The sequence below is a fragment of the Pseudidiomarina insulisalsae genome, from assembly GCF_003987065.1.
Taxonomy (GTDB): Bacteria; Pseudomonadota; Gammaproteobacteria; order Enterobacterales; family Alteromonadaceae; genus Pseudidiomarina; species Pseudidiomarina insulisalsae.
In genome coordinates this window covers 23,405-35,860 of the sequence record NZ_PIPY01000011.1, presented here as the reverse complement: position 1 = coordinate 35,860, position 12,456 = coordinate 23,405, and the positions used below count along the sequence as shown (strand labels likewise).

The window sequence follows — 12,456 nt, the reverse complement described above, 5'->3', positions numbered from 1 at the left end:
AAGGACGAATTTATGTTGAACGGATTAATTGCTTATTGCCGTCCTGGCTTTGAAAGCGATTGTGCCGCCGAGTTACAGGACAAAACCGCGTTACTGGGCAGTTATGGTTATTGTCAGACTCAGAGCGGGCAGGGCTATGTGATCTACCGTTGCGCGGCCGAAGAAGCGGAGCATTTAGCGAAGAAACTGGCGCTTAATGAGCTGGTATTTACCCGCCAGTTTATCGCTATTGTCGCCGAGGTGAGCGACTTACCGACGCAGGATCGGGTATCGGCGTTGCAGCTGGCGTTACTTGATGAAACGGTGAATGAAAATTTCGCCGGCATTAAGCCTGCCGGTTCACTACGAGTGGAAACACCTGACACCAACGAAGGTAAAGAGCTGTCAAAGTTCTGCCGTAAATTTACCGTGCCGCTGCGCCAGGGCTTACGCCAGGCGGGTTGGATGACGGATAAAGAAAGTGACCGGCGGCCGACGTTGCATGCCTTTTTTATCTCGAATCAGCATGTGGTGCTGGGTTTTTCGTACAGCTTTAACCAATCGCCCTGGTTGATGGGTATACCACGTTTGCGCATGCCGGGTGACGCGCCGAGTCGCTCGACCCTGAAACTCGATGAGGCATTTCAGGTGTTTGTTCCTGCGCATGAGCGCGAGGAGCGGATCAGCTCGGGTATGAACGCGGTGGATTTAGGCGCAGCGCCTGGCGGCTGGACCTATCAGCTGGTGCGCCGTGGCATGATGGTACAGGCGGTTGATAATGGTCCCATGGCGGAAGCGCTGATGGAAACCGGGCAGGTGAAGCACATTCAGGAAGACGGCTTTAAATTCCGTCCGAAAAAGAAAAATGTGACCTGGCTGGTTTGCGATATGGTAGAAAAGCCGGCGCGGGTCGGTGAGTTAATGACGGATTGGTTGCTGGCTGGCGACTGCAAAGAGGCTATTTTCAACCTCAAACTGCCGATGAAACGGCGTTATGCGGCGGTTTCTGAGTACCTGCAACACATTAAAGAAACCCTGCAGGAGCAGGGCCGTGGTAAATTCGAGTTACAGGCGAAACAGCTCTATCACGATCGTGAAGAGATCACCGTACATATTCGCTGGCTGTGAATTTAAAACTCCTGATAGTCCTGGTACGCGTCAGCGCCCCAGGCAATCAGGTCGCCGTTTTTAAATAGTAAAGGCGTGCATTCATCGCGAGTGGTAATGCCGTCTGATTTCACATGGTGCGTGCGATAAAACAGAATCAGCACTTCTTCACCATTGCTGGTTGCTTTGGCTTCACTGATATCCGGTGAGCCGAGCAGGCGAATGACATCTTCTTTAGGAATTCCCAGATCAAGACGGCCAATCTGCTTGAGATTGAACGTTTCACGTTCCTGCCAGCTCATGCTCTCGGGATCAGCCTTATACAGAGCAAGAATCAGCGCCGTGATGCCCAGATAGACCACAAATCCAATTAAAATGATTTTCATCATTTTTGACATAACAGCGCCTCTTTCTTTGACTGCAACCGAATGTTAATCGGTAATAACACGATAACAGGGATAATACACTGAACCTGGCAGTTTCATCCGGCCTTGTTCGACGAACGCCTGTAACAATACGTCGAGTTTCCGCATCATCTCGCGTTCGCCGTGAATTTCGAATACACCTTTGGCACGAATGGCACGAATGCCTTCTTCTTTCACGTTACCGGCAACAATGGCAGAAAATGCCCGCCGCAGGTCAGCGGCCAGCAATTGTGACTCCTGATCGCGGTGCAGGTTCAGGTTGGCAACGTTCTCGTGAGTGGGTGAGAACGGCCGTTGAAACGGCTCGTCGATGTGTAGCGTCCAGTTAAAGCAGTAGGAGTCACCGGTCTCGCGGCGATAGTCTTTCACTTCCTGAGTGCTTTCTTTCATGTGGCGCGCCACGGCAACGGGATCATTAATGATAATGGTATAGAGTTTGAGCGCCTCTTCACCGAGGGTGGCAGCAATAAAGTCGTCAATCGCCTCAAAGTAGCTTTGACTGCTGGACGGCCCGGTCAACACAATCGGATAGACTTGTTTTTCGTTGGCAGGGTGCATCAGGATACCGAGAATATACAGCAGCTCCTCGGCGGTGCCGGCGCCGCCCGGGAAGATAACGATGCCGTGGGCGCAACGCACAAAAGCTTCCAGGCGTTTTTCAATATCCGGCATAATCACCAGTTCGTTAACGATCGGGTTGGGGGGTTCAGCAGCAATGATACCCGGCTCAGTGAAGCCCAGATAACGACCGTCGGGGATACGTTGTTTGGCATGGCCGATGGTGGCGCCTTTCATTGGCCCTTTCATGGCGCCAGGACCGCAACCAGTACAGATATTGAGTGCACGCAGACCTAACTGATAGCCAACTTCTTTGGTGTATTTATACTCAATTTCATTAATGGAGTGGCCGCCCCAGCAGACAATAATATTCGGATCGATATTAGGCTGTACCACCTGCGCGTTACGCAAGATATCAAATACCACGTGAGTCAGGGTATGGGTATCGGCGCTATCAAGGGTTTGTGCCTGATAGCGTTCACCGGTGAATAAAATGTCGCGTAGAACGGCTTCCACCAGCTCTTGCATACCGACAATGAGTTTGCCATCGACAAAAGCTTCGGCCGGCGGGTTCACCAGCTCCAGCTGTACGCCGCGCTCAGTTTTTAAGACGTTAACGTCGAAATCTTCGTACTTATTAAAAATCTCTTCACTACTGTCAGTATTACTGCCGGCATTGAGTACCGCCAGACAGCAGTTACGGAAAAGCCGGTAGAGTTGCTCGTCACTTGATTCCTGTAGACGGTCAATTTCCAGTTGCGACAGCAAACTCATGCTGCCACGGGGAGAAATAGTAATTCTCATTCTAGTTCCTTCTTTCTTCTTATCTTTTCTTACTGACGACTCAATCTTGTCAGTTCCGGAGCCGTCTCAAAGTTCGAACGAAACGGATTGATATCGAGGCCGCCCCGTCGGGTATAGCGTGCGTAGACACTTAGTTTGTCAATGTCCAGACGCTGGGTGAGATCCATAAAAATGCGTTCCACGCACTGTTCATGAAACTCGTTATGATTACGAAACGAAACAATATAGCGTAGCAATGCGCCGTGGTCGATGGCCCGTCCGTGATAATGAATGGCTAACGAGCCCCAGTCGGGTTGATTGGTGATCAGACAGTTCGACTTTAACAGGTGAGTGTACAGGCGCTCTGTGACATGTTCGTTACTGGCGTGCTGTAACAGCTCAGGGTTGTAGTCATAGCTACTGATGCTGATCTGCTGATCATCCAGCGAGCTGCCTGATAATCGTCCCACTTCATGGCCTGCGGCGTCGGGTGCGCGCAATTGTACCTGAACCGGCGCGCCGGCACAGCTGGTCAGGTCACTCACCAGGCGTTCTTCCACTTCTTGCCAGCTTTGCCATTTTGTCGCGTTGAAGCTGTTCAGATAAAGCTTGAATGATTTTGACTCAATTAAATTCGGGCTCGTCGCCGGAACCTGAAAATAGCCGATGGCAACCTGCGGCATGCCGCCCGGATTTAACCAGGACAACTCGTAGCCGGTCCAGAAATCTGTGCCATGAAAGGGTAAAGGCGCCTGTTCGGCAATACCAATAGGGGTGCGATTCAGTTGTCGCGGCACAGGCTGCAAAAGACTTGCGTCGTAATGCTCCGGATAATGGGTTGCTTGCCCTAAACTCAAGTGGGCTAGAGAGTGTTCAGCAGAACTTTGCTTCATTGCGTTGCTTTACCTTGTTAAACTTCACTACTTACGTGCCTGCCGCATCGATAGCCCGCAGCACTGCTGGCGAACTTTTCACCAGCCAGTCGGACATTGTACCGTTAGCGTCGGGCAGATGCCAGCATGAGCGCCGACTTTGCCGGTCCGGCACGGCCTTTAATTACGCGAGATGAAATTATGATGATCACTGAAGCTTTAGATGATTTGCTGCAACGCTACACTGCCGCTTATGCAAGTGCCGGCGTCCCCTTAGTGACCGAGGCCAACGGCGACTGGCAGGCACCGATTTATCTGGGCGCTGTGGACGAAAATGAGATGGTGCGCTGGCAACCAGTCAGGCAGCAAAGCGGGCTTGATTTCAGTGCCTTGATGAATGCTTTAGAGGAGCCGTTTCACGATGACTTCAAAGCCTATTTTTCACGTTGGTTCAGCGCTGACCTCGCCGTTGACTGGCAGCAGCACCCGTTGTGGCTGCTGCATATGCACTGCGATGAAGACGCTGAGCGCATGCTGGCAAATCAGGCCGGCCACGTGCTGATGAAACGCCGTTTGAAGCAGCCGGTGACACTATTTCTGGGGCTCGCAGAAGAATCGGATGATTTGCTGATTACCCTGGACAATACCAGCGGTGCTGTGGGTCTTGAGTTTGTCGGGCAGCAACAGCATGAACAACTCGCGCCTTCGCTGACAGAATTTTTAGCCAAATCTACCCCAAGGGTGGTAGAAAACCCGGCCGTAATCGGCTAATTTGTAGTCATCATAACACTAATAACAAGGTAGTTTCATGACCACGACCGCAGCCGATAACGCCCTTGCCGGCGAACTCCGCTATTTAGTTGCTGAAGAGCTGAAGCTTGCTGCTTCGCTGCTGTATCAGGCCTATCACGACGATGCCTTGCTGATGAGCTTGTTTCAGGCACATAAAGTGGACTACGAAAAACGCTTACGTGCTGCCATTCGTGAAGAGCTGAACGCCTTTTGGGAAGCCCAGCAGCCAATGATTGGCCTGTTTGACGGTGCCAGTTTGCTGGGCGTGGTCTGCCTGACCGAACCGGGTAAGAGTTTTGGCCCGGGGCGGTATTGGCACTGGCGGCTGAAAATGCTGCTAACCGCTGGTTACGTCAGTACCCGGCAGCTGGTGGAAAAAGAAGAAATTATTCAGTCTGCGGTGAAGCAGGAACTAGGTCTGGAAAATTATCATATGCTGGCTTTCATTGCTGTCAATCCACGCTATCAGCACCGTGGTTGGGGCGATATGCTGGTACGTGCCGCGCGTCAGGCCTTGCAGGATGCACCGCAGTCAGAAGGGATTGCCGTACTGATTACCCAACCGCAGCACATGGAGCTGTTTCTTGGCCATGGGTACCAGCAGGTGACCGAGTTGCAGATCGGCGATGTCAGTGGTGATTTGCTGTTCTGTAAGTCGCAACAGCAAGCGCAGCAACAACAGGAGGAAGCTGCTAATGGCTAAGGAATATCAGTCATTTCGCGAATTTTACCCACATTATCTGGCTGAGCATGCCGACCCACGCTGTCGCGCTTTGCATTATATAGGCAGTACGTTGGTGTTACTTATCATTGCCGCTGCCGTGGTCCAGCAGCAATGGGTGTGGTTATTGTGGGTACCGGTGGTCGGCTATGGCTTCGCCTGGGTTGGCCATTTCTTTTTTGAACACAATAAGCCGGCGACGTTCAAGCACCCCTGGTACTCGTTGCTGGGAGACTGGGTGATGTACGCTGACTTCTGGCGTGGTTTATTTAGTGGCAGTAAGTCTCACTCAGGTAAGCGATAGACCGGCGTCTCAATATGCTGCAGCCGCAGGTTGAGCATATGTAAATCACCTTCGTAGCGGTGTTCACGATCGCTGCTAAACGCAAACTGGTAGTGGCTCTGCCAGCCCCAATGACGGCCGCTGCGTGCCAGTTTGCCGCCTTGCCAGGCAATGTCCAGAAACTGTAGTTGATTGCGCTCGCAATAGCGCTTTGCATGCATACGGGCGAGCTCCGCCTGACGCCGTCCTTGCCAGAATAAAAGACCAATAAAGCCAATCGCCAGCAGTAAAATCGCATCACCGAGCATCAGCGCGCTCCACCGATAAAGTTATGCCAGGCTTCACGCACGCCAGCCGGCAAGTCGTCACGTTGTAGGGTCACCAGCACGTGCGGGCGCAGTGTCGGTATGCGTAGCAGGTCAGTCACCAGTGCCGCAAAGATCGTAGCGGGCTGCCGCGCCAGTGCCCGGAGCAGGGGCAATAACGGTACATGCGGCGTACATAGAGGATCAAAAGCGCTCCACAGCCGCGCGCAACAAATGACACATTCGTCGGCACTGGCGTCCTCTAATACATGTTCAATGGCCTTGCTGACCTCAGCTTCACGCGTGGCACCGGCAAGACTGCGCAGCAAATCGGCGCGCAACTCAGCGGCTGGCTGCTGCTGTAGTTGGCGCGCCAGTTGGTTGGCAAGCTCAGCGGGGATGGGCTGATGCTCCAGCGCGATGGCCAGCGCCTGACGTAAAGGCTCGGGATAGCGAGTGAACTGTTGGCTAATGGCGCTGATGGTGGAGGTATCGTCAGCCAGCCGGGCGGCGACGTCATGTAAACCTTGCACGCCAACCTGTTGCCAGTGTTCGGGGTCTGCCAGCGCAGTTTGCGCCAGCTCAAAGTGCACGGAAGGCGGGCGTTGCCAGCGTCGACTCAACCGGGCGTGAAGCGCCGCGCGTTTTTCTTCCGCTGGAGTGAACAGGTAGGGGCTTTGTTGCAATTGCTGTTCCTGTTCTTCAATCAGGGCATGGGTGACCTGTTGCCCAAGCAGGGTAATGACCGAAGTGATAAACTCCTGGACGGTACTTTGTTCTAACAGACCGCGCTCGTCGACCGGAAACTTCAGAAACCACAAAAACGGCTCGACACCTGCATCACTTAACTGCGGCCAAAATACCAGCGCAATACAGGCATGGCCTTGCACCGGGTAAGGGTAGGGCGCTTGCTGGTTCTCAATAGCGGCAAACTCGGTGGCACTGATCGGTTGCACCCGGCGACCAAGATCATAACAAAGGAAGTCACTATTACTTTGGCGAAGAAGTTGCGAGAGGGTCGAAATGCTCATTAGACTTGCATCAAAGGCCATTTTGCTGAAAGATGTGCGCCATTATAACGTTTAAATGGTCGTGGAGGTAGTAATGGACCAACGACAACGCGCTGCGCGGTTGCTCGAGCGACTCGAGGCTGAACTGAACGGCCTGGGGTTATGGCAGAGCGAGTGCCCGGCACCGCATCAGTTACAGAGCAGCGAGCCTTTTGCCGTTGATAAGCTCGATTTTCACCAGTGGTTACAGTTTATTATGTTGCCGCGCATGTGGGATATGATCGACGGCGAACATCCGTTGCCACAAAATATCGCGGTCAGCCCGATGGCGGCGCATGTCTATCGGCATGAGCTGGAAAACCACGAAGGCCTGATTACCATTTTGCGTGAGTTTGATGTGTTGTTAAGTGGTGCCGATCCACTTGCTGAAGATGTCTGAGCTGACCATTGTTTTTGAAGACGACAGCCTGATTGCTATCGACAAGCCCAGCGGCTTGTTAGTGCATCGTAGCTGGCTGGCTAAAGACGCCCGCGAATTTGCTTTGCAGATGTTACGCGACCAGATTGGTCAGCGGGTGTATCCTGCGCACCGGCTTGACCGGCCAACCTCAGGCCTGCTGTTGTTCGCCAAAGACGCCGCTACCGCACGCGCACTGACCACTGCTTTCACTGAGCGCCGCGTGGCGAAACGATATCATGCCGTTGTACGTGGTTATCTGGGCGACGGCGACCTGGATTATCCGTTGCGTGAAGAGTTAGATAAGATTGCCGATAAGTTTGCCGATCAGGACAAAGCGGCACAGCAGGCCCACACCAGTTACCGTTGTTTACAGCGCGTTGAGCTTCCCTATGCGGTCAGTAAAAAGCACGCCACGACGCGTTACTCACTGATGGAGTTAACACCGAGCACCGGCCGTAAACATCAGCTCCGTCGGCATATGGCGCATTTACGCCACCCGATTGTTGGCGATAGTCACCACGGTGACGGCCGGCACAACCGGTTTTTCCGCGAGCATTTTGGTGTGCAGCGCTTGCTATTAGCTGCCACCGCACTGCGTTTTCAGCACCCCCATACGCAACAGGCAGTTGACTTGCAACTGCCTGTTCCGGAGTCATTTCTGTGCGCCTTCCGGGCGCCGGACGCGATGTCAGTCGACGCTGCGCAGTAACTCGTTAACGCCTACTTTAGCGCGGGTTTTTTCATCAACCTTTTTCACGATAATCGCGGCATAAAGACTATGACTGCCATCTTCGCTGGGCAGTGAGCCTGGCACGACAACCGCGCCGGCCGGTACCCGGCCACGATGAATCTCACCGGTTTCGCGGTCGTAAATGCGGGTACTCTGGCCAATGTAAACGCCCATTGAAATGACCGCGCCTTGTTCGACAATCACGCCTTCAACAATTTCGGAACGGGCACCGATAAAGCAGTTGTCTTCGATAATCGTCGGGTTGGCCTGCAGTGGCTCGAGTACGCCACCAATACCGACGCCGCCCGACAGGTGGACGTTCTTGCCAATTTGCGCGCATGAACCGACGGTGGCCCAGGTATCAACCATGGTGCCTTCGTCGACGTAAGCGCCGATGTTGACATAGGATGGCATCAGCACCACATTGCGGCCGATGTATGCGCCCTTACGCACCATAGCCGGCGGCACCACGCGCATGCCTTCAGCACGGAAGCGGGCATCGTCATAACCAATGAATTTGCTGTCGACTTTATCAAAGAAACGGGTCTCGCCGCCGTTCATCATATGATTGTCGTTGGTGCGGAACGAAAGTAAAACAGCTTTTTTCAGCCACTCATTAACCACCCATTGGCCATCGCGCTTTTCGGCAACCCGCAACTCGCCACTATCAATCGCTTCAATGACTTGTTGCAGATCCTGACGCAATTGAGCCGGCACCTGCTTCGGTGAAAATTCGTTACGCTGGTCAAATGCGGTTTCAATTCGAGTTTGTAATTCGGTCATAAGTATTCCTTAACTACTGACAAAGTTATCGGTGGGCGTCGGAGTCAGACGCTGTCGAGCGATTCGATAATCTGCTCACGTAACAAATTGCACTGCGATTCATCAAGCGCGGTATTCGCTTCGGTCGCAACAATGAATAAATCTTCGGCTTGTTCGCCAACGGTCGTAATTTTTGCCGTCAGGATGTTCAGATCCAGTTGCTGCAGCACCCGCGCAACCTGGGCGACCAGTCCCGGGCGGTCGAGCGCAGTCAGCTCGAAGGCCGTGCGTCGCGCATTCCGCGAGGGAACAAACTCAACTTTGGTTGGCACATTAAAGCTACGCAAGCGCCGCGGCAGACGACGTTGGGTATTTGGCGCGCAGCGGCGGCCGCGCAGCACGTCGTGCAGCTCCTGCTTGAGGCTTTCAATGCGCCGCGCGTCGGTTAACGGTTCACCATCTTCTTGCAGCACTACAAAGGTGTCCATGACAAAGCCGTCACGGGTGGCGAGGATCTGGGCGTCGTGAATACTCAGGTTCTGATGATCAAGCACGGCGGCGACCTCCGCAAACAAGTGCTCGTGCTCAAGGTGGTAAATAAAAATCTCAGTAGTGCCCTGACGGTTCTCGTCGCCGACCAGAATCAGCGGCAACAGTTCTTCGTCGGTGACATTCATGATGTATTGTGAATGCCAGGCGATTTGTTCTGGCTGGTGGCGGATAAAGTAGTCGGCGGTAAAACGGGACCACAACTCCTGTACTTCCTGCGCCTGATAGCCGGCACTTAACAGCAAGGCCATGGCGTGCGACTGATGCTGGTGTATGCGCTGGCGCATTTCACGCTGCGGCGACGGTTGCTGTTGCTGCAAATAACGGTGCGTGGCCAGGTAAAGGTTTTCCAACAGGGTGGCTTTCCAGTTATTCCATAAGCTGCTGTTGGTGGCTCGAATATCGGCAACGGTAAGGCAGTACAGATAATTCAGCCGTTGTTGGGTCTCAACTTTATTGGCAAATTCTTCGATGACTTCCGGATCGTGAATATCGCGTTTTTGCGCGGTGACCGACATATACAGATGCCGGCGCACCAGCCAGGCGATGAGATCGGTGTCGGCTTCAGTAAGACCGTGCTGCAAACCAAAGTTACGGGCGTCGCGTTCACCCAATTCGGAATGATCGCCGCCACGGCCTTTGGCAATATCATGAAAGATGCCGGCCAGATAAAGTAATTCCGGCTTGTCCATTGCCGCAACGATTTTCGCGCACAGCGGGAACTCTTCTTCTGCAACAGGGCTGTTATAGCGGTAGAGGTTACGCACCAGACGGAAGGTATGCTCGTCGACCGTATAGGCATGAAACAGGTCGAATTGCATTTGCCCGACAATCTGTGCCCATTGCGGCAGGTAGTGCGCCAGTATTTTGTGCTTATGCATGAGTTCGAAGGCCAGACCACAGCCGCGGGGATGACGCAGCAGCGTCATAAAGCGCTCACGGCAGGCGGCAATGTCGCTTAACGGGAAATTCAAGTCGCGCCGGGCATTGCGTAGCAGACGAATGGTGTGCGCTCGCACATAGCGGATCTTGGGGTGTTCAGCGATGGCCAGGAAAAAATCAAGGATCGCCGTCGGCTCGTGAAAAACCTGATCATTTTGCGCCGCAATGCTTTCGCCCAGCACTTTAAATTTGTCATTGATGACATAGCTATCGAGATCTTTGGCGTCACTGAGTATGGTCTGGGCAAAGAACTGCAGTAACATGTCATTAAGCTCACTGACGCCGACTACTGCATTGAAGTAGTCTTTCATCATGGCTTCGACGGCTGCTTTACCGGTTTCACGATAGCCCAGACGCGCCGCTACCGCCGGTTGATAGTCAAACAGCAGGCGGTCTTCTTTTTTATCAGCTTCCAGATGCAGGGCAAAGCGAATACGCCAGAGAAACTCCTGATATTCGCGTAATTCCAGCAGTTCTGCAGCACTGATAAAGTTGTATTGCACCAGGCTCTCGTCGCTTTGCGTATGAAAGTGGCGCTTGGCGATCCAACCAATGGTCTGAATGTCGCGCAGGCCACCAGGGCTGCCTTTAATATTCGGTTCCAGGTTGTACGCGGTACTGTGATACTGCTGATGGCGCTCATTCTGTTCGTTCAGCTTGGCCTGATAGAACTGATCACTGCTCCAGGGAAATTCAGTGTGCAAAAACTGGCGCAGCGCCTGCTCTAAGTCGGCATTACCGCTGATAAAGCGCTGCTCAAGCAAACTGGTGGCAACGCTGGCATCCGCTTTGGCTTCCCGTTCACAGTCGGCAATGGTGCGCACACTATGGCCGACGTCAAGGCGCAGGTCCCACAGCAGCTGAATAAACTGCGCAATACTATGTTCCGCGGCTGGCGAAAGCTTGTCCTGATACAGAAATAACAGGTCAATATCGGAATGCGGATGCAAGGTGCCGCGGCCATAGCCGCCCACGGCGATCAGTGCCAGTTCGGTGGTGGGTAGCCCGAGTTCTTGCCAGAGTTGGCTTAGCAGGCTGTCAATGAACGCCGAGCGATCGGTCAGCAGACTTTCAATGTCGGCAGTAACGAAGGCTTCGGCAGACCACTGCTGGTAGCGTTCCAGGCAGTCGCGCCCAGCCGCAACGGTAATTGGGCTGGGCCATTGAATGTCAGAGACTGACTCACTCATTAAGAGGCTTCGGCGTGCTCAATCACGCGCGGCAGGTCTTCGTCGTTACGCAGCGTCAGTACTTCAACGCCATTTTCGGTCACTAACAGAGTATGTTCCCACTGCGCACTTAGACTGCGATCTTTGGTCAACACGGTCCAGCCATCACGCATCAGTTTGGTATGCCGCTTACCGGCGTTGACCATAGGCTCAATGGTGAAACACATGCCAGCTTCAAGCACATCACCGGTACCCGGGGTGCCATAATGCAGAATCTGTGGCTCTTCATGAAAGACCGCGCCGATACCGTGGCCACAGTATTCACGCACAATCGAATAGCCATGCTGTTCAGCGTGCTTTTGAATGACCGCGGCGAAGTCACCGGTACGCAGACCCGGACGGACCATTTTGATGGCTTGGTACAGACATTCCTGCGTGACACGAATCAGGCGGTCGGCCAGAATGCTGGGCTCGCCCACAACAAACATTTTCGAGGTATCGCCATGGTAGCCATCAAGCTTGACGGTGACATCGAGGTTAAGAATGTCGCCTTTCTTAAGTGGCTTATCATTAGGAATGCCATGACATACCACGTGATTTAACGAGGTGCAGACGGACTTCGGGAAGCCATGATAATTCAGCGGCGCCGGATAGGCGTTGTGCGCGATAATGTAGTCGTGACAAATTTTATCCAGCTCTGCGGTGGTCACTCCGGCCTGAATGTGCGGCTCGATCATTTCCAGTACGGATGCAGCAAGCCGGCCGGCGGCGCGCATTTTTTCGATTTCATCAGGCGTCTTAATACTAATACTCATGCCTTGTCCTATCTCTCATTCTTTAACGGTCAGTTATGGCGCCAAGGATAGCATTTAGGGGCCCGTCGTGGAAGCCAAAAACGACCATAAAAACTTGCGTGGGCAAGGCTTTTTGTGGTATAAAGCGCCCGCAATTTCGATTGCAGAGAATTAACTTTAAACAACCACACACATACATCGACACATAGGTCGGG

14 protein-coding genes are annotated in these 12,456 nt (G+C 53.3%); 6 read left to right on the top strand and 8 right to left on the bottom strand.

From position 1 onward, the window contains the following. Positions 1–12: 12 nt before the first annotated feature. Complete coding sequence (rlmM, locus tag CWI71_RS10415) at positions 13–1,107, top strand: 23S rRNA (cytidine(2498)-2'-O)-methyltransferase RlmM (protein ID WP_126755211.1); 1,095 nt, start codon at positions 13–15, stop codon at positions 1,105–1,107. Between the two features lie 2 nt (positions 1,108–1,109). On the opposite strand, the gene CWI71_RS10410 is transcribed toward rlmM, so the two are convergent. From CWI71_RS10410 to queF, 3 genes are read right to left on the bottom strand one after another with little or no spacing between them, the layout of a single operon-like run. Continuing rightward, entirely contained in the window at positions 1,110–1,484 is a 375-nt protein-coding gene (locus tag CWI71_RS10410) for a DUF3192 domain-containing protein (protein ID WP_126755210.1), read from the bottom strand. A 33-nt stretch (positions 1,485–1,517) separates the two neighbouring features. Continuing rightward, on the bottom strand, positions 1,518–2,873 hold the full coding sequence (gene ppnN / locus CWI71_RS10405) for a nucleotide 5'-monophosphate nucleosidase PpnN (RefSeq protein WP_126755209.1): 1,356 nt from the start codon (positions 2,871–2,873) through the stop codon (positions 1,518–1,520). A gap of 29 nt (positions 2,874–2,902) precedes the next feature. Beyond that, positions 2,903–3,745, bottom strand: a complete 843-nt coding sequence (gene queF, locus CWI71_RS10400; RefSeq protein ID WP_126755208.1) for an NADPH-dependent 7-cyano-7-deazaguanine reductase QueF — start codon at positions 3,743–3,745, stop codon at positions 2,903–2,905. A gap of 126 nt (positions 3,746–3,871) precedes the next feature. Here queF and CWI71_RS10395 point away from each other — a divergent pair, with 126 nt between their 5' ends. The 3 genes from CWI71_RS10395 to CWI71_RS10385 are packed head-to-tail and all read left to right on the top strand — an operon-like array spanning position 3,872 to position 5,541. Further along, positions 3,872–4,495: a SecY-interacting protein Syd gene (locus CWI71_RS10395; protein WP_241967713.1), complete on the top strand. Its 624-nt coding sequence runs from the start codon at positions 3,872–3,874 to the stop codon at positions 4,493–4,495. A gap of 37 nt (positions 4,496–4,532) precedes the next feature. Beyond that, complete coding sequence (locus tag CWI71_RS10390; protein ID WP_126755207.1) at positions 4,533–5,219, top strand: GNAT family N-acetyltransferase; 687 nt, start codon at positions 4,533–4,535, stop codon at positions 5,217–5,219. Next, positions 5,212–5,541, top strand: coding sequence for an Mpo1-like protein (locus CWI71_RS10385; RefSeq protein WP_126755206.1), 330 nt, complete (start codon positions 5,212–5,214; stop codon positions 5,539–5,541). Before CWI71_RS10390 ends, CWI71_RS10385 begins: the two co-directional genes overlap by 8 nt. On the opposite strand, the gene CWI71_RS10380 is transcribed toward CWI71_RS10385, so the two are convergent. Both CWI71_RS10380 and CWI71_RS10375 read right to left on the bottom strand, forming a co-directional pair. Beyond that, a complete protein-coding gene (locus tag CWI71_RS10380; protein WP_126755205.1) occupies positions 5,523–5,828 on the bottom strand; it encodes a DUF3301 domain-containing protein in 306 nt (101 codons plus the stop codon). The genes CWI71_RS10385 and CWI71_RS10380 overlap by 19 nt on opposite strands. Then, positions 5,828–6,856 carry a DUF3549 family protein gene (locus CWI71_RS10375; protein WP_157981092.1) on the bottom strand — a complete coding sequence of 343 codons (1,029 nt, stop codon included), beginning with the start codon at positions 6,854–6,856 and terminating at the stop codon, positions 5,828–5,830. Before CWI71_RS10375 ends, CWI71_RS10380 begins: the two co-directional genes overlap by 1 nt. Positions 6,857–6,929: 73 nt before the next feature. Between CWI71_RS10375 and CWI71_RS10370 the strand changes: the two genes are divergently transcribed. Both CWI71_RS10370 and truC read left to right on the top strand, forming a co-directional pair. Then, positions 6,930–7,274 carry a YqcC family protein gene (locus CWI71_RS10370; protein WP_126755203.1) on the top strand — a complete coding sequence of 115 codons (345 nt, stop codon included), beginning with the start codon at positions 6,930–6,932 and terminating at the stop codon, positions 7,272–7,274. Then, the gene (truC, locus tag CWI71_RS10365) at positions 7,267–8,004 is read left to right on the top strand and encodes a tRNA pseudouridine(65) synthase TruC (RefSeq protein ID WP_126755286.1); all 738 of its coding nucleotides are present in this window, start codon (positions 7,267–7,269) and stop codon (positions 8,002–8,004) included. The genes CWI71_RS10370 and truC overlap by 8 nt, the downstream gene beginning before the upstream one ends. On the opposite strand, the gene dapD is transcribed toward truC, so the two are convergent. The 3 genes from dapD to map are packed head-to-tail and all read right to left on the bottom strand — an operon-like array spanning position 7,984 to position 12,262. Then, the gene (gene dapD, locus CWI71_RS10360; protein WP_126755202.1) at positions 7,984–8,808 is read right to left on the bottom strand and encodes a 2,3,4,5-tetrahydropyridine-2,6-dicarboxylate N-succinyltransferase; all 825 of its coding nucleotides are present in this window, start codon (positions 8,806–8,808) and stop codon (positions 7,984–7,986) included. The genes truC and dapD overlap by 21 nt on opposite strands. A 44-nt stretch (positions 8,809–8,852) precedes the next feature. After that, a complete protein-coding gene (glnD, locus tag CWI71_RS10355; RefSeq protein WP_126755201.1) occupies positions 8,853–11,468 on the bottom strand; it encodes a [protein-PII] uridylyltransferase in 2,616 nt (871 codons plus the stop codon). Next, entirely contained in the window at positions 11,468–12,262 is a 795-nt protein-coding gene (map, locus tag CWI71_RS10350; RefSeq protein ID WP_126755200.1) for a type I methionyl aminopeptidase, read from the bottom strand. The genes glnD and map overlap by 1 nt, the downstream gene beginning before the upstream one ends. Positions 12,263–12,456: the final 194 nt, after the last annotated feature.